Source organism: Pseudomonas sp. B15(2017) (assembly GCF_002113215.1).
Lineage (GTDB): Bacteria > Pseudomonadota > Gammaproteobacteria > Pseudomonadales > Pseudomonadaceae > Aquipseudomonas.
This window is the reverse complement of record NZ_NEJZ01000001.1, coordinates 276943-293534: the sequence shown is the minus strand read 5'-3', so window position 1 is coordinate 293534 and position 16592 is coordinate 276943. Positions and strand designations below refer to the sequence as shown.

The 16592-nt window shown below is 61.5% G+C and carries 14 protein-coding genes; 4 read left to right on the top strand and 10 right to left on the bottom strand.

The genetic code is table 11. The features are described from left to right. Nucleotides 1-39 precede the first annotated feature (39 nt). From CAF73_RS01305 to CAF73_RS01270, 8 genes are all read right to left on the bottom strand, one after another. A complete protein-coding gene (locus tag CAF73_RS01305) occupies nucleotides 40-1140 on the bottom strand; it encodes a DUF1513 domain-containing protein (RefSeq protein ID WP_085701697.1) in 1101 nt (366 codons plus the stop codon). Between the two features lie 14 nt (nucleotides 1141-1154). Continuing rightward, nucleotides 1155-2219 (bottom strand): imelysin family protein, encoded by a 1065-nt coding sequence (locus tag CAF73_RS01300; protein WP_085701696.1) that lies wholly within the window; start codon nucleotides 2217-2219, stop codon nucleotides 1155-1157. Between the two features lie 26 nt (nucleotides 2220-2245). Continuing rightward, nucleotides 2246-3673, bottom strand: coding sequence for a di-heme oxidoredictase family protein (locus tag CAF73_RS01295; protein ID WP_085699629.1), 1428 nt, complete (start codon nucleotides 3671-3673; stop codon nucleotides 2246-2248). Nucleotides 3674-3981: 308 nt separating this feature from the next. Then, nucleotides 3982-5328 carry an imelysin family protein gene (locus tag CAF73_RS01290; RefSeq protein ID WP_085699627.1) on the bottom strand — a complete coding sequence of 449 codons (1347 nt, stop codon included), beginning with the start codon at nucleotides 5326-5328 and terminating at the stop codon, nucleotides 3982-3984. 197 nt (nucleotides 5329-5525) lie between these two features. Beyond that, nucleotides 5526-7577: a bifunctional diguanylate cyclase/phosphodiesterase gene (locus tag CAF73_RS01285; RefSeq protein WP_085699625.1), complete on the bottom strand. Its 2052-nt coding sequence runs from the start codon at nucleotides 7575-7577 to the stop codon at nucleotides 5526-5528. A gap of 353 nt (nucleotides 7578-7930) precedes the next feature. After that, nucleotides 7931-8527 carry a superoxide dismutase gene (locus tag CAF73_RS01280; RefSeq protein WP_003227660.1) on the bottom strand — a complete coding sequence of 199 codons (597 nt, stop codon included), beginning with the start codon at nucleotides 8525-8527 and terminating at the stop codon, nucleotides 7931-7933. A gap of 176 nt (nucleotides 8528-8703) precedes the next feature. Then, nucleotides 8704-9306: a LysE/ArgO family amino acid transporter gene (locus CAF73_RS01275; RefSeq protein WP_011335710.1), complete on the bottom strand. Its 603-nt coding sequence runs from the start codon at nucleotides 9304-9306 to the stop codon at nucleotides 8704-8706. A gap of 5 nt (nucleotides 9307-9311) precedes the next feature. After that, the gene (locus CAF73_RS01270) at nucleotides 9312-9713 is read right to left on the bottom strand and encodes an ACT domain-containing protein (protein ID WP_085701695.1); all 402 of its coding nucleotides are present in this window, start codon (nucleotides 9711-9713) and stop codon (nucleotides 9312-9314) included. Nucleotides 9714-9809: 96 nt separating this feature from the next. Here CAF73_RS01270 and CAF73_RS01265 point away from each other — a divergent pair, with 96 nt between their 5' ends. The 4 genes from CAF73_RS01265 (at nucleotide 9810) to CAF73_RS01250 (ending at nucleotide 13714) form a co-directional block, all read left to right on the top strand. After that, the gene (locus CAF73_RS01265) at nucleotides 9810-10703 is read left to right on the top strand and encodes a LysR family transcriptional regulator ArgP (protein WP_085606712.1); all 894 of its coding nucleotides are present in this window, start codon (nucleotides 9810-9812) and stop codon (nucleotides 10701-10703) included. 53 nt (nucleotides 10704-10756) lie between these two features. Continuing rightward, nucleotides 10757-11749: an NAD(P)-dependent oxidoreductase gene (locus tag CAF73_RS01260; protein WP_085699621.1), complete on the top strand. Its 993-nt coding sequence runs from the start codon at nucleotides 10757-10759 to the stop codon at nucleotides 11747-11749. Nucleotides 11750-11865: 116 nt separating this feature from the next. Beyond that, nucleotides 11866-12741 carry an ATPase gene (locus CAF73_RS01255; RefSeq protein ID WP_085701694.1) on the top strand — a complete coding sequence of 292 codons (876 nt, stop codon included), beginning with the start codon at nucleotides 11866-11868 and terminating at the stop codon, nucleotides 12739-12741. 124 nt (nucleotides 12742-12865) lie between these two features. Continuing rightward, the gene (locus tag CAF73_RS01250; RefSeq protein ID WP_085701693.1) at nucleotides 12866-13714 is read left to right on the top strand and encodes a cache domain-containing protein; all 849 of its coding nucleotides are present in this window, start codon (nucleotides 12866-12868) and stop codon (nucleotides 13712-13714) included. A 35-nt stretch (nucleotides 13715-13749) separates the two neighbouring features. On the opposite strand, the gene CAF73_RS01245 is transcribed toward CAF73_RS01250, so the two are convergent. Together CAF73_RS01245 and pobA are read right to left on the bottom strand one after the other, a co-directional pair. Continuing rightward, on the bottom strand, nucleotides 13750-15267 hold the full coding sequence (locus CAF73_RS01245) for an MDR family MFS transporter (protein ID WP_085701692.1): 1518 nt from the start codon (nucleotides 15265-15267) through the stop codon (nucleotides 13750-13752). 75 nt (nucleotides 15268-15342) lie between these two features. Continuing rightward, nucleotides 15343-16527 carry a 4-hydroxybenzoate 3-monooxygenase gene (pobA, locus tag CAF73_RS01240; protein WP_371918952.1) on the bottom strand — a complete coding sequence of 395 codons (1185 nt, stop codon included), beginning with the start codon at nucleotides 16525-16527 and terminating at the stop codon, nucleotides 15343-15345. Nucleotides 16528-16592: the final 65 nt, after the last annotated feature.

The window sequence follows — 16592 nt, the reverse complement described above, 5'->3', positions numbered from 1 at the left end:
GTACAGCGGGGCCGCCGACCGAGCGGTCGGCGGCGAATTTCAGGCCATCAGATGAAGATGGTTGTCCCAGAGCCCTGCGGGCAAATCCAGCGGTTTGGCCAGCAGATCGTCCTGACGGCAATCGTAGTAGCGGCAGCGTCCCTGACCGGAGGTCACGACAAAACCGTCCTTCACTGCACCGACGCCGGCGCAGTCAGGCAGCGGTGCGTCGAGGCGCACTTCGCCGCTGTCCAGATCCCAGATGAAGAAGCGGTTGCCGCGCGGTGCGGTCAGTGCCACCAGACGCAGGTCGCTGTGCACGGCGACGCTGGCGGTGTAATGACCCATCGACTGCAACTGATGCTCCGGCACCGGGAACGCCACGAATGGCTGACCGGGACGTTTGATCGCCAGCAGCTCCGAGCGCTCGTGGGACGGCCCCATGAATTGCTGGCCGGCGACGATGGTGCCGTCGCTGGCGATCCCCAGGTGGCGCACGCTGTTCATCTGCTGGGCGAGGGTTTCCTTGCTCAGCAAAGTGCCGTCGCGCTGCATCAGCACCAGGCTCGGTTCCATGGCGTCGAGGTTCATGTCGACCCGGCTTTCGGCCTCGGTGCGGATCCCGCCGTTGGCCACCACCAGGGTTTCACCGTCGGGCATCCACGACACCTGATGCGGGCCGAGACCGTGGGTGGAAATCTCGCCGCTGTGGACCAGCCGTTCGCCTTCGAATTTGTACACCCCGAGCAGTCCACGGCCCGGATCGCTGGTGTCGTTTTCGGTGGCGTACAGGTAGTCGCCGCTGTGGTGGATCACCGCGTGGCCGTAGAAATGCCGGTTCGGCTGCGAGGTCACGGTTTGCAGCAATCCACCGTTGCGCAGGTCGATCAGATAGCTCTCGGTGCCCGGCCGGCGGGCGACGAACAGCGCGATCGGCAGCGTCGGGTGATTGATGATGTCGTGGCAGCGCTGGCCGACTGCGGTGGCGAACACTTGAGTGCCGTCCAGCCGATAGCCGACGGCGTAATGCTTGCCGTCGGCGTCGTCCCGCGCCGACAGCAGCAGCGGGCTTTGGTCCTTGCGTTTGAACAGCGTCCAGCCGCCCAGAGTCACTGCTCCCAGCAGCAAACTACCTAAAGTCAGAGCCTGGCGTCGCAGCATGGCACGTGCCCTCATCAGTCACCGTCGTTGGCGTTGAAGCCCAGTTGGATGCCCAGCGCCTTGGCCAGCTCGCCTTCGTGCAGGCGGTGGACGACGTTGAGGCTGTCGTAGATGTCGTTGAGCTGCTGGCGACCGGCGTCGTCGTTGAGCATTTCGGTCAGCGAGCGCTGGGTGCTGGCAAACAGTTTGAGCGACGCCGCGTAGGCTGCATCGATCTTGTCCGCCAGCGGTTTTTGCTCGGCCGGCAGCAGGCCGCGCAGGCCTTTGTTGTCGACGCCTTCCCAGACGGTTTTCGCCGCCGCGAGGCTGGCTTCCAGCGACTCCATGGACGACTGGCTGCGCCATGCATCGGCCTGGAACGGCTGAGGCACGCCCTTGCTCTGACGGCCCATCGGCGTGCCGAGTTTTTTCTTCAGGGTGTCGAGGGCAGTGACCTGTACCCGCAGCAGATCGGCGATCGCTTCGTGCGAGTCTGCGTAGCGCTGGTTCGGGAATTTGCTCATCTGCGCGAGCATGCCGTCGGTGTTGTTCCAGCTGCTGAGGATCTCTTCGGCCAGTTGTTTCTGACGCTCGCCGATGGCCACCAACAGCGGGCAGTATTTGGCTTTCTGCGCATCGTTGGCCACATCCGGCTTGGCGTCGAACAGGATGTACTCGTAGGCGGACAGGCCTTGAACCACGACGCTGGACTTGGCCAGGGCGGCCGCATCGATCTGCGGTTGCGCGGTGACCAGTTGCTCGACCTGACGGCCGACCAGGTTTTTCTTGTCCGGCCAGAACTGCACCTGCCACGAACGGTTGCCCTCGGCCAGCGGGCCGATCAGCAGCGGTTGCAGCTCGGCCCAGGCTTTCTGCGCATGCAGGAAGTCGGCGCGGGCGGTGTCCAGGGACTCTTTGCCCTGGCAGTAGGCGAGGGCGCTGATGGCCAGTTGCTTGTCGGCTTCGACCCAGCGCGTGTAGGTCGGCAGGATCACCGATTTGGCGATGGCTGCCGAAGTGACGGCTTGCGGGTCCTGCGGCGAGCACGCGCCGAGGGCCAGTGCGGCAAGGCTGGTGAACAACAGCTTGGGACGGAACATGTCGGGCTCCCGATTCTTTTAGGTGTTTAAAGTGAGTTCAAGAACGCCAGCAGCGCGGCACGCTGCTCGGCGTTGAAAGACAAAACCTGTTGCTGCGCCGCCTTGGCTTCGCCGCCATGCCAGAGCACGGCTTCGAGTAAGTTGCGGGCGCGGCCGTCATGCAGAAACTGGGTGTGGCCGCTGACCGCCTGCGTCAGGCCGATGCCCCACAGCGGCGGGGTGCGCCAGTCGCGGCCGGAGGCCTGGAATTCAGTGCGGTTGTCCGCCAGACCTTCGCCCATGTCATGCAGCAGCAGATCGCTGTACGGGCGAATCACTTGATTGGCCAGTTCAGGTTCGGCCGCGTTCGCGGCAGTGGTGTACTTCGGTGTGTGACAGGACTGGCAGCCAGCCTGGAAAAACAGATTCTTGCCGGCCAGCACCTGCGCATCGTTGACCCCTCGACGGGCGGGAACGGCGAGGTTGCGGCTGTAGAACAGCACCAGACGCAGGATGTTGTCGCTGACTTCCGGCTCACCATCCGGGCCGTTACCATTCGGCGCCTGTTTGCAGGCGGTTTGTGCGTCGGTGCAGTCATCAAACGGTCTGAGGCTGGTGGTGAGGCCCATATCACCAGAAAACGCGTGAACATTCTGTTGATTGAGGTTTGGTTGGCCGGCTTTCCAGCCAAATCGACCCATGACCGTCTTTTGCTGCGCGTCGTCCCAGACCCGGTTTGGCCGACCGTTGACGCCGTTGTTCTCTTTGGCCTGGGCGGTGGCGTTGGCGAGGATCGCTTCTTCGGGGATCGCTTCGAGCAGACCGAGGCCGATCATCGGCGGTGCAACGCGGGCGGAGAAACGCGTGTCCGGGTGCATCGGGCCGTAGCCGAGCTGGGTAATCTGCAAAACCGGTTTACGCAGCTCGACTTCGGTGCCGTCCTTGAAGCGAACCGGCACCGGCGTGTAATCGACCCGCACCTTGCCTTCCGGCGCGACGCCTGGGACAGACATGTCCTGAAACTGACCGCCGTAGACGGGTTCGGGCACCACGCCCACCTGTTCGATCACCTTGGCATAAGCCGGCGCATCTGGAATCGACAGGCGCACCAGCATCGAAACAGCGTTGGCTGCATCCGGTGTCGGCGGATGACCGCGGCCGTCCTTGATGTGGCAGTTCTGGCAGGCGTTGGTGTTGAACAGCGGGCCGAGGCCATCGCGGGCCGTGGTGGTCGACGGCGCGATCACCCACGGGCTGCGAAAGAAACTGTTGCCGACGCTGAAGTCCACCCGGCGCGAGGGCGGCAGGTTGGCGGACGGCAGGGAAAACGCGTTCTGATCGCTCTTGCGCACGGTCGCCGCGCCGCCGGAACGGGCCTCACCCGGCTCGGCCTTGGTGAAACGCGGGGCGTCATCGCAAGCACTCAGGCCCAGGGCCAGACACAGTGCGGACAAGCGAAGAGGCAGCGAGGGCATCAGACTTCCTGCGGACGGGCAAAAATAAAGGCGCAAAGTCTAACAGGGCGAGGGGGTTTGAATAAGAGGAATTATCGTTTGCTTGATTTGTGGCAATTCTGAAGGATTGATCGTTCCCACGCTCTGCGTGGGAATGCCTCAACGGACGCTCTGCGTTCGGCTGTTGATTTGGGATTCTCCTTGGATGTAGGCCATAACGAAAAATGCTCCGTATCTTTCGATACGGAGCATTTTTTTTGAACGCTGCGCAGATTGTTAGGTTTTCACACAATCTGCGAAGGTCGCCTTGTTCAGTCAGACAGTGTCAATCAGAACTCGTGATCGGCGTTGTCCGGGTTCAGGTCGCTGATGCCCAGTTTGCCGGCAGCCGCTTCGATCGAACCGGTCTGCTTGACCAGCGAGGCGATGGCGTCACGGACGATCTGGTTGCCGGCGGTGTTGCCGGCAGCGATCAACTGGTCGTAGTGCTCACCCTTGTTGGCGTGATCGACCATGACCTGGATCTTGGCTTCGGTAGCGGCCAGATCGTTTTTCAGGGCGGTGTCGGCAGCCGGGTCAACCTTGGCCACCAGCGACGACAGGCTGGCGCCGGTCATTTTGGTGCCGTCGACGCGGGTGTACTCGCCCAGGTAAACGTTACGAATGCCCTTGGCATCGTAGAAGTGCGAGTTGTGGGTGTTGTCGCTGAAGCAATCCTGTTCGTCTTCCGGGGAGTTCGCTTCCAGGGACACCTTCATGCGCTCGCCGGCCAGCTCGCCCAGGGACAGGCTGCCCATGCCGAACAGCATTTTGCGCAGGCCGCTTTCAGCCGGTTCGGCTTCCAGGGTGGCGCGGTAGTTGTCGGCCACGTTCGGTTTCCAGTTGCCGACCATTTCTTCCAGGTCGCTGACCAGCAGCTGGGTCACGGCTTTCAGGTAGGCACGACGACGGTCGTTATGGCCGCCGGTAGCGCCGGCGCCTTCCAGGTAGTCCGACGCAGGACGGTTGCCGGCGCCAGGGCCGGTGCCGTTCAGGTCCTGGCCCCAGAGCAGAAATTCGATGGCGTGGTAGCCGGTGGCGACGTTGGCTTCGGAACCGCCCAGCTCGTTCAGGCTGGCGAGTTTTTCCGGGGTGATGTCCTTGACGTCGACCTTGTCTTCGCCAACCTGAACTTCGGTGTTGGCGATGATGTTGGCAGTGGCACCCGGGTTGCCCAGTGCGTGCTCATAGGATTTGTCGACGTAGTCGATCAGGCCTTCGTCCAGCGGCCAGGCATTCACCTGACCTTCCCAGTCATCGATTATGGTATTGCCGAAGCGGAACACTTCGCTCTGCAGATAAGGAACGCGGGCGGCTACCCAGGCAGCCTTGGCGGCTTTCAGGGTGTCGGCGTTCGGCTTGGCAAGGAACGCGTCGATGGCGGTTTGCAGGGTTTTCGCGGTGGATTCGGCATCGCTGTAAACGGCGAAGACCATGTCGGCATAGTGCGAGACAACGGCTTTGCCGGCGGCCTCGTCGACTTTGCCGGCAGCAGCAGGCGCAGCCGGTGCGGCAGTGCTCGCAGCTGGAGTCGGCGCAGGAGCGGCGGCCTTTTCTTTGTCTTTACCTTCGCCGCAACCGGCGAGGGAAATAGCGATGGCCAGCAGACTGGCGGTAGCCAGAGGCATACGAATCATGGCGAACATCCTGCTTCGGTAATTGAGTGGACAGGCGCGGGGCTGCGCAAAAAGCTGCGACATAATGCAAATCTTTCGCATTATGTGTAAAGGGTTGTAGCTGGAAATATTTCCTATTTGCGCGAGGCTTGCGCTGGATCAACAGCGGAGACGATACCCGGCGGATCGAGGGTTTTGCCGGGCTTTGCAGGAAGATTTCAGAGGATGGCCGCGTTGCTGCGCTGGGCCTGCTTGAGATAAACGCTCAGCTCGCGCGCCGGCAGCGGCTTGCTGTAGTGGTAGCCCTGACCTTCGTGGCAGCCTTCGGAGATGATGTAGGTTTCCTGTTCGGCGGTTTCCACGCCCTCGGCGATCACCTGCATGCCCAGGCTCTTGCCCAGTTGAATGATGGCGCGAACGATGGTCGCGTCATCGTCGTCATCCAGCAGATCCTGGACGAAGCTCTTGTCGATCTTGATCTTGTCCAGCGGCAGACTCTTGAGATAACTCAGCGACGAATAGCCGGTGCCGAAGTCGTCGATGGCAATCAGGGCACCGGAGCGGCGCAGGCTCAGCAGGTGCTGGGCGGCGGTACTGATGTCTTCCATCAGGCCGGTTTCGGTGACTTCCAGCTCCAGGCTGCGTGGTGGCAGGCGGTACATCTGCAACAGGTTGTTGACCACCCGTGGCAGCTCGGCGTGGTGCAACTGCACGGTGGACAGGTTGACCGCCATGCGCAGGTCGACGAAGCCCTGATCGTGCCAGTCGCGCAGTTGCTTGCAGGCCTGATCCAGCACCCATTCGCCGATGGCGATGATGGTGCCGTTCTGTTCCGCCAGCGGGATGAACAGGTCCGGCGGCACCAGACCATGTTCCGGATGCTGCCAGCGGATCAGGGCTTCGACGCCGACCACACGATGATCGCGGTAGCTGATCTGTGGCTGGTAGACGAGGTAGAACTGGTCGCGCAACAGCGCATCACGCAGGTCTTTTTCCAGCTCGCGACGTCGGCGCATTTCGCTGTCGACGCTGGCGATATAGAACTGATAGCGGTTGCGCGAGCGGGTCTTGGCCAGGGTCATGGTCTGCTCGGCTTTCTGCAACAGCTTTTCGGTGCTGTCGCCATCCTCCGGGAACAGGGTGATGCCGATGGTCGCGCGCAGGCGAATTTCTTGATGATCGAGGGCGAACGGTGCTTCCAGGTCATCAAGAATGCTTTGCGCCAGTTCCGCCGCTTCGTAAGGCTGTTCGATATCGGCCTGCACCAGAGCGAACTGATCGCCGCCGAGACGGGCGAGGGCGCCGAGGCGACCGCTGTGGGCGCGCAGGCGGTCGGCGAGTGCCAGCAGCAACTGGTCGCCGGTCTGATAGCTGAATTGTTCGTTGATGCTTTTGAAATCGTCCAGACCTACGCAAAGGACGGCGACCCGCCGTTGCAGCTTGCCGGCGTCCACCAGAATCTTGTCCAGTTGCTGCTGCAATTGCTGGCGGTTCGGCAGACCGGTGAGAAAGTCGTACTGGGCCATGCGCAGCAGGCTGTTTTCCGCCTCGTGGCGCAGGTGGGTATTGCGTTCGATGGATTCGAGCAACTGGTTGGCGGTATTGATCCAGATCCCCAGTTCGTTTTTTTCGTGGCCCTTGAGCTGCGGAATCTTGTGTTCGCTGGGGCGGTCGGGGTTGATCTCGGTGAGGTGTTCGATGATCCGCGACAGCGGTTTGGTCAGCAGCCAGTGATAGACCAGATACAGCACCAGCCCCATGGCCAAAGCGCGCAACACGCCGGAAATGAAGATGATCACCGAGCTGACGATGAAACCCTGACCGTAGGTGGCCGTGTCGAGGGTGATGCTCAGGTCGCCGTAATATTCGCTGTAGGGGCCGCGTCCCACCAGTTGGGTGGTGAACGTGCGTTCCTGACCAAGGATCAGGTCGGTCAGCCAGCGACTGTTGGAATGCTGCAGTTCGCGGGATTTCTGCGCGAGCATCGCTTCGTTGGGATGGCCGATGGAGGCCTGGCGCACGGCGTCGTCCTGGAACAGGCCTTCGATCACCTGCATGCCCATCTCCCGGTCCAGGCTGTAGACCGCCTGGGTGGAGGGATCGCGGAACATGTCGAGGATGCGTTCGGCATCGTTGGCGACAGCCTGGCGTGTTTTATACGCATCGAAAACGATCTGCGCGCAGCTCAAGACCACGCCGACGATCAATGCCGACAGGAGCACGACCCGGAGCAACTTCACCGACAAGCTGTTCTTGAGTTCCAGCTTCAAAGGGTTATTCCTTGTTCCGTGCGGGTAGCGTCAAGTTGCCATGAGTATTGGCAATCCCGTGTTGGCAGTCAAAGGGACAATCGAGCCGCGGAAAATTTGTCCGTGGCCTTGGCCGAAATGCTGCTGTCTGGAGTATTTGCCCTATTTGTACTGTGTCGGTAGTTCTGGCCTCCAACTTGAGGGGCGTCGGACAATTTTTCCTCTTTGATGTTAGTTCGCGGTGGCTTGTGAGCAAGGCGAGAAGGGCTGCTTTGCGTGTGGGAAAAGGCTCTGTTTGTTATGCGGCGCACCCACGAGGATTTCTGCGGGCAGAAAAAACCCGGCAATGGCCGGGTTTTTGTCTGGCGTGCAGCTTAAGCGGTGAAGGTCTTGCCTTCGAACTGCTCGGCCACGAACTTCCAGTTGACCAGGTTCCAGAACGCCTCGACGTATTTTGGACGCAGGTTACGGTAGTCGATGTAGTAAGCGTGTTCCCACACGTCGCAGGTCAGCAGCGGGGTGTCGCCGCTGGTCAGCGGGTTGCCGGCGCCGATGGTGCTGGCCAGGGCCAGGGAGCCGTCAGCCTTTTTCACCAGCCAGCCCCAGCCGGAACCGAAGGTGCCGATCGAGGTTTTGCTGAACTCTTCCTTGAACTTGTCGAACGAACCGAAAGCCGCGTTGATGGCTTCAGCCAGTGCGCCGGTTGGTTGACCGCCGGCGTTTGGCGCCAGGCAGTTCCAGTAGAAGGTGTGGTTCCAGACCTGAGCGGCGTTGTTGAAGATGCCGCCCGAGGAAGTCTTGACGATTTCTTCCAGGGTCTTGCCTTCGAACTCGGTGCCTGGCACCAGGTTGTTCAGGTTCACGACGTAGGTGTTGTGGTGCTTGTCGTGGTGGAATTCCAGGGTTTCCTTGGAAATGTGCGGCTGCAGGGCATCGTGTGCGTAAGGCAGCGGCGGCAATTCGAAAGCCATGATGATTCTCCTAATCAGGTCTGTTGCGGTGAGCGCAAGGCCGATCTCGGGCGGCCAGAAATGCACCGGCGAGTTTTTACTCTTTGCGGCGCAGGGTTCGGATCATAGCACCGGGGGTGCGGCTTAACCACGCAACAACTGTGTGGGATAGAGGTTCCAGAGCTGTTTGGAATAAATCATGAAGCCAATATCAATTGCCCTGCCACCGTGAACATCATTACCGCGACCAACAGATCGAGAATCCGCCACGTACTCGGCCGTGCCAGCCACGGTGCAAGCCATGCCGCGCCGAACGCCAGGGTGAAGAACCACAACAGCGAAGCACTCGCCGCACCGACGACATAAGCGCCAGGCACCGACTGTTGTGCGCCGAGAGAACCGATCAGCAGAACGGTGTCCAGATAGACGTGCGGGTTGAGCAGCGTCACTGCCAGTGCGCTGAGCATCACCGCGCGCAGCGAACGAACGGTCTGGTTTTCTCCCTGTTGCAGACTTTGCTTCGAGCAAGCCCGGCGCAACGCCTGGCTGCCGTACCAGATCAGAAACACCGCGCCGCCCCAGCGGGCGACCGCCAATAGGGTCGGATTCTGCGCCAGCACGGTGGCCAGACCGAAAACCCCTGCCGCCACCAGCAACGCATCACAGGCGACGCACAGCGCGGCGACCGGCAGGTGATGCTCACGCCGCAGGCTCTGCGCCAGGACAAAGGCATTCTGCGTGCCGATCGCCATGATCAGCCCGAACGCCACCAGCAAACCGTTGGTATAGCTTTGCCACATGATCGTTACTCCGCGTTGGCTGCGAGATCGCGCAGCACTTGCATGGCGCGTTCGGCGTCGGCCTGACCGACGAACAAATGATCGTGGTAGTAGCCGGCAATCACGTTGCAACTGATGCCGGCCCTGCCCAGTACGGTGGCGAACGCGGCGGTCAGGCCGACGGCTTCCAGCGCCGAATGCACGTTCAACGTGATCCACGCCGCGACATAGTCAAAGCTGAAACCGGCGCGCTCGGCGTGGGAGCGTTCGAGAATCACCGTCAGGCCTTCCTGTTCACGGAAACTGCCGACGATTTCCAGGCCGCTCGGCAAATGCCCGTCGCGCAAGGTACAGAACACGTATTCGCCAACGTTGAGTTGCGGGCTCATGCTGCGCAGCAGGGTGGTCAACGAGGTTTCGCCAGCCATGGAGGTGGTCCTTGATAAAGAGTGCTTGCTGGCTATTCTCCCGGTTGACGCTGTATAAGAAAAACAAATAGTGCTGATCGCTCATTAGGAAAACTGATGTTCGACTACAAATTGCTTTCCGCTCTGGCCGCCGTGGTCGAGCAGGCCGGATTCGAACGGGCGGCGCAGGTGCTGGGCCTTTCGCAATCGGCGATTTCCCAGCGGATCAAACTGCTGGAGGCGCGGGTCGGCCAGCCGGTTTTGGTGCGCGGCACGCCGCCTTCGCCGACCGAAATTGGCCGGCGCCTGCTCAACCATGTGCAGCAGGTGCGCCTGCTCGAACGGGATTTGCAGACGCTGGTGCCGGCGCTGGACGAAGAAGGCCTGCCGGAGCGCCTGCGCATCGCCCTGAATGCCGACAGCCTCGCCACCTGGTGGGCCGAGGCGGTGGGCGATTTCTGCGCCGAACAACATCTATTGCTGGACCTGATCGTCGAAGACCAGACCGTCGGCCTCAAACGCATGCGCGCCGGTGAAGTGGCCGGTTGCCTGTGCGCCAGCGAGCGGCCGGTTGCAGGCGCGCGTAGCGTGTTACTTGGCGCGATGCGTTATCGGGCACTGGCCAGTCCGGCGTTCATTGAACGGCACTTTCCCGACGGCGTGCGGGCCGAGCAATTGCCGCGCACCCCGGCGCTGGTGTTCGGCCCGGACGATTTTCTGCAGCATCGTTATCTGGCTTCCCTCGGCGTCGATGGCGGTTTCGAACATCACCTGTGTCCGTCGTCCGAAGGCTTCATTCGCCTGACCGAAGCCGGACTCGGCTGGGGACTGGTGCCGGAATTACAGGTGCGCGAACAACTGGAGCGCGGCGTGCTGCGCGAACTGTTGCCAGATAAACCGATCGACGTGCCCTTGTACTGGCATCATTGGCGCAATGGCGGTCAGTTGCTCGGCCTGTTGACCGAGCAACTGGTGCGCTCGTCGGCGCAATGGCTGGTGCCGTTGGACTGACGGCCAGCGTCAAGACTCACGAATCAGGCAAACGAAAGACAGCGGAGCTTTACATGAAAATTCTGGTCACCGGCGCAAGCGGCTTCATTGGCGGACGCTTTGCGCGTTTCGCCCTGGAGCAGGGCCTGGACGTGCGGGTCAACGGTCGCCGGGCCGAGGGTGTCGAGCATCTGGTGCGTCGCGGTGCCGAGTTCGTTCAAGGCGATTTGAGCGACCCGGATCTGGTGCGTGCGCTATGCAGTGATGTCGAAGCCGTGGTGCATTGCGCCGGCGCGGTCGGCTTGTGGGGCCGGTATCAGGACTTCCATCAGGGCAACGTGCAGGTCACCGAAAACGTGGTCGAGGCCTGCCTGAAACAACGGGTTCGGCGCCTGGTGCATCTGTCGTCGCCATCAATCTACTTTGACGGTCGCGACCATCTCGGCCTGACCGAAGAGCAAGTGCCCAAGCGCTTCAAGCATCACTACGCAGCGACCAAATTCCTGGCCGAGCAAAAGGTCTTCGGCGCCCAGGAATTCGGCCTCGAAACCCTCGCCTTGCGCCCGCGTTTCGTCACCGGCGCCGGCGACATGAGCATCTTCCCGCGCTTGCTGAACATGCAGCGCAAGGGCCGTCTGGCGATCATCGGCAACGGTCTGAACAAGGTCGATTTCACCAGCGTGCACAACCTCAACGAAGCGTTGCTCAGCAGCCTGCTGGCCGACGCCTCAGCGCTGGGCAAGGCCTACAACATCAGCAACGGCGCTCCGGTGCCGCTGTGGGATGTGGTCAATTACGTGATGCGCAAGATGGAAGTCCCACAGGTCACCAAATACCGTTCCTACGGCCTGGCCTACAGCGTGGCGGCGCTCAACGAAGGTGTGTGCAAGCTCTGGCCGGGGCGTCCCGAGCCGACCCTGTCGCGCCTGGGCATGCAGGTGATGAACAAAAATTTCACCCTCGACATCAGTCGCGCCCGGCATTATCTGGACTACGATCCGAAAGTCAGTCTGTGGACGGCCCTCGATGAGTTCTGTGGCTGGTGGAAGGCCCAGGACATTCGTTGACACGAATCTGCCGGCCGGCACTGAACCGCGCCACGGCTTGAGGGTCAACCCCAGCGGCCGCGGGGTTTATACTTCGCCCCAATCTGCCATCACCGCGTTTCACAAAGGTTGCCTCAATGTCCATGCGTAACGATGCCCACGACGATTTCGACGATGTACCGAGCCTGCGCGCCGATACCCTCGATGACGACGATTTTCCGGCCACCGCCCGCACCTCCGTGCATTCGCGCACGCCGCCGGTGGTCAAGGTCAAGGCTGCCAGCACCGGGCCGTTGTGGGCACTGGTCGGCGCATTGTTCTTCGCGTTCATTGGTCTGGCCTGGTGGAGCTTCCAGCAGATTTCGCTGATGGAGCAGCAACTGGTGGCGACCCAGGAAAGTTTTGCGCGCATCAGTGAGGAAGCGGCGGGGCGCTTGCAGGACATTTCCGGCAAGGTCGTAGCCAGCCAGACCAACGTCACCACCGACAGCGAAGCCCTGAAGCTGCAGATCAAGCAGCTGCAAAGTGCGCTTCAGGATCAGAGCAAACAGCAGCAGGGCGTGGCCGGGCAGGCGACGGATCTGGACAAGCGCCTGGCGCAGATGACCGCCCAGACCACCGAGCAACAGAACGCCAACACCCAGTTGCAGGCCCAGGTCAAAGCCCTGAGGGCCGAGCTGGCGACGCTGAAAAGCACGCCGGCCGACACCAGCAAGGTCGATGCCCAGCTCAAGAGCTTCGATGCACAGGTGAAAAGCTTCGACGCGCAGTTCAAGAGCCTCGGTGCCGACATCACGGCCCTGAAAAAACAGGGCGGTTCGAACGCCGCCATCGAGCGTCTGGAGCAGGAAATCGTCATTCTCAAGAGCGAGCAGGACAATCGTCCGGCCGCTGCGCAGGGCGGCACCAACACCGCCGAGTTCGACGCATTCCGTGGGCAGATGACCCGCAACATCAACACCCTGCAAGCGCAGATCCAGAATCTGCAACAGCAAATCAACGCCCGTCCGTAAGCTTGTCGCATGGCGAGGGCGCGAACGCCCTCGCCGCAGCAACATTCAGAAGCTTTCTGAATATCCATACATGCCTTCAGGCCGTCTACGCTCTTGAAACACCAACAAGAACGAGGGATGCGTCATGGGGTTTGTGCACAAGCTGGCCTGGCTCGGCGCGGTGCTGCTGTTGAGTTTCGGTCAGGCCAACGCGGCTACCACGGAAAAAGATGACAGCAAGGCCGCCATCGCCCTGCTGGAAAAGGCTCTGGCCTATTACCACGACAACGGCGACAAGGCGTTCGCGGCGTTCAGCCGTCAGGGCGAATTCGTCGACAAGGACCGTTACGTGTTCGTGGTCGACACCAAGGGCGTGATGCTCGCCAGCGGTGGGCCGTCGTCGGCATTGATCGGCCGTGACGTCAGCGAAGTCCTCGGGCCGGACTTGCAAAAGTCCTTCAAGGACGCCCTGAAAGTGCCGGAGGGCAACGGCATCCAGCAGGCCGAGTACCGCTGGCAGAACTGGTCCGACGGCAAGGTCGAGCGCAAGCACGTTTACTATCAACGCATCGGTCAGCGGATACTGGCAGTGGGTTATTACTTGCCGCGCGCGTCGGCTGAACAGGCGAAAGCGTTGCTCGACAAAGCGGCCACCGACCTGACCAAAGACGAGAAGGGCACGTTGTCCGCGATCAACTCGCTCAAGGGCGGTTACTTGCAGGACGACCTGTATGTGTTCGTCGTCAATCTCGACACCCACCGCTACGTCGCCCACGGCACCAACCTGCGCCTGATCAACACCGATTTCGCCAAGGTCGATGACCCGGAAGGCAAACCGGTGGGCGAACCGATTCTCGCGCTGATTGGCAAACAGGATGAGGGTGAGTACGAGTACCGCTGGAAAAACCCGGTGACCGGCAAGGTCGAGAACAAACATGCCTACCTGAAGAAGGTCGGGAACATGCTGGTGGCGGTCGGTTATTACAGCGCTTGAGTGCACATTCCTGTGGGAGCGACGGTGTTCGTTAGTCAGCGGACGCCGTGTTCACGCCCGCGCAACAACCGGTTCGGCATCGCGATCGCCGCCGCCAGCCCGAGCAGCGACACCGCCGCGCTGACCATCAGCAAATGCCGGAATGTCACCAGCAGCTCGGCGCGCAAGGCGTTCTGCGCATCGCCGGGCGCCGCGTTCAGGCCATCGAGCAGCACGTTGCCGGAATGCCCTTCGCTCATCAACGAACTGCCGGCCAGATGGGCGAAACTGGAGTCCTGCAACAACGCCAGCAACAGCGCGGACATCAACGCCACACCCACCGCGCCGCCCAGGGAGCGGAACAGGTTGGTGGTGCTGGTGGCGACGCCGATGTCCTTTTGCTCGACCGAGTTCTGCGTGCCGACCAGCGAGGTCGGGAACTGCATGCCACCGGCGATACCGCTGAGCAGCATGAACAGGCTGCTGATCAGTGTCGCATCAGGCGGGCTGAAGGCCATGCCGAGGATCGAGATCGGCATCAGCAGCGCGCCGGTGAGAATCTGCGGTTTGTAGCGCCCGGTGATCGAGGTACGACGGCCGGCGAAATACGCGCCGATCGGCAAACCCATCGCCAGCGGCAGCAAGTGCAACGCAGCGCTGTCAGCTCCCGCGCCCGTCACGCTCTGGAAGCGCAGCGGCATCAGCACAATCAGCGAAATCGCCTGGAAGCTGCAAAAGAAAATCGTGCACCAGCACAGCAGCGCGCTGCGGTTGGTGAACAGATGCATCGGCAACAACGGCTCCCGGGCGCGCCGCTCATGCCAGACGAACACCGCCAGCACTGCCACCGCGCACGCGAACAGACCGAGCACTTCACGGCTGCGCCACGCGTGGCCCTGGCCGACCTCAGTGATCGCCAGTAACAGCGCGGTCAGGCCGATGATCATCAGCAGTGTGCCGAGGTAATCGATGATGGGCTTGCGCTGCGGAATCGGCAGGCCGATCAGATTGCGTCGCGCCACCCAATACGCGCCAAGGCCCAGCGGCAGGTTGATCAGGAACACCCAGCGCCAGGACAGGTACTCGGTCATGTAGCCGCCGAGCACCGGGCCGGCGACGCTGGCCACCGCGTACATGCTGCTGAAATAACCCTGATAACGGCCGCGCTCCCGTGGCGGCACGATGTCGCCGATGATCGCCTGGCTCACCGAAATCATCCCGCCGGCGCCGATGCCCTGGAAAATCCGCGCCAGTACCAGTTGCTCCATGCTCTGGGCCATGCCGCAAAACAGCGAGGCGAGGGTGAACAGGCCCATGCCGAACAGCATCAGTTTGCGCCGCCCGTACAAATCGCCGAGCTTGCCGTAAATCGGCACCGCCACGGTCATCGCCACCATGTATCCGGAAATCACCCAGGCCAGCAGGCTGACGTCCTTGAACTGTGCGGAGATGGCCGGCATGGAAACGGCGACGATGGTCTGGTCCAGCGCGCCGAGAAAGATCGCCAGCATCAGCGCGACCAGCACGCTGCGAATGGCCGGTTTGGGCGTTTCGGGGTGGTTGAGAGTGGTCACGGGCAAACCTGTGGGCAGAGATGATATCCGCCGTGGCGAGCGGATCAGTGCTCGCCAGTGTAAGTCGATAGCAGGCTATTCGATAGCCTCATACGGAAGCCCGACGTAATTTTCTGCAATGGTTTTTTGCCCCGCTTCCGAGCTGACAAAGTAATCCAGTTCAGACGCGCTGATGCGCTGACTGAAATCGTCGTGCTCGTCGAAACGGTGCAGCATGGAGGTCATCCACCAGGAAAATCGCTCGGCCTTCCACACCCGGCGCAGGCAGATCTCTGAATACTTCTCCAAAAGTCCGGTGCGACCTTCGCGATAGACCTTCAGCAAAATCCTGAACAGCGTGCTGACATCGCTGGCCGCCAGATTCAGCCCCTTGGCGCCGGTCGGCGGAACGATGTGCGCCGCGTCCCCTACCAGAAACATCCGCCCGTATTGCATCGGCTCGACCACAAAACTGCGCAGTGGCGCGATGCTTTTTTCAATCGACGGACCGGTCACCAGTTGTTGCGCCAGGTCCTCCGGCAGACGCTTGCGCAGTTCATCCCAGAAGCGTTGATCCGACCAGTCGTCGACCTTTTCCTCGGCCGGCACTTGCAGGTAATAGCGGGTGCGGGTCGCCGAACGCATGCTGCACAGGGCGAAGCCGCGCTCGTGGCGGGCGTAGACCAGTTCGTCGTGAATCGGTGGCGTATCGGCGAGAATGCCCAGCCAGCCGAACGGATAAACCCGCTCGAAGACTTTCAGGCAGTCCTCGGGAATCGACTGCCGGGCCACACCGTGGAACCCGTCGCAACCGGCGATGTAGTCGCAATCGACGCGCCAGGTTTCGCCGTCCTTTTCGAAGGTGACGTAGGCCTCGTCGCTTTTCATGTCACAGGGAACGACATGGCTGGCTTCGTAGATGGTTTGTCCGCCGGTCTCCCGACGAGCGGCCATCAGGTCGCGGGTGACCTCGGTCTGGCCGTAGACCATCACGGTTTTTCCACCGGTCAACGCCTGCAGATCGATGTGTACCCGACGCCCGTCCAGGGCCAGTTCGAACCCGCCATGCACCAGCCCTTCGGCGTCCATCCGCTGACCCACGCCAGCCTCGCGCAATAGCTCTACCATGCCTTGTTCAAGCACACCGGCGCGGATTCGGCCGAGTACATAGTCAGGTGTCTGGCGCTCCAGAATCAGGGTGTCGATGCCGGCGTTATGCAGCAGTTGGCCGAGCAATAAACCGGAAGGACCGGCGCCGATGATGGCGACTTGGGTTTTCAGCGTTTTCATTGTTTTTATGACTCGCAAGCTTCACGCGACAACGGCCGGTGAATGATTTTCAGGAT